This window comes from Blautia glucerasea, assembly GCF_013304385.1.
GTDB classification, from domain to species: Bacteria; Bacillota; Clostridia; order Lachnospirales; family Lachnospiraceae; genus Blautia_A; species Blautia_A ammoniilytica.
Window position 1 is genome coordinate 1 of the sequence record NZ_JAAITU010000163.1, and the last position, 357, is coordinate 357.

A 357-nucleotide genomic window follows, 5' to 3' on the forward strand; every position below is an offset into this window, starting at 1 on the left:
GAGAACCCCGTGACCGTAACGCTGCCTGTGACCGCTTCATGGATAAAATGAGCAGACTGACCGGGGTATTCCAAAACGAAACCATGAGCTTTGACAGGGAGACAGGAAAACCGAAACAATTTCAAGCTGGCAGCCTTTATTTCAAAGGCGCACCGTCAGAAGATACCCGGCTTGACCTCTGGTTCCCGGACAACCGGCGCACAGAAGAATGTGTGTCTGCCTATGCGTCCCTCTACCCGTTGATTACCTATTATCTGAACAGGCTGAATGACTGGGGGCTTTGCTTCCGGCGGTGCAAGGTCTGTGGAAAATATTTTCTGGCAAAGAGCCAGCGGTATGAGCTGTGCAGCGATAAGT

At 51.5% G+C, this 357-nt stretch carries 1 pseudogene; it reads left to right on the plus strand.

Features of this window, described 5'->3' with window-relative positions:
* Positions 1 to 357 (plus strand): annotated as a pseudogene (locus tag G5B11_RS18875) (hypothetical protein); the annotation flags it as partial.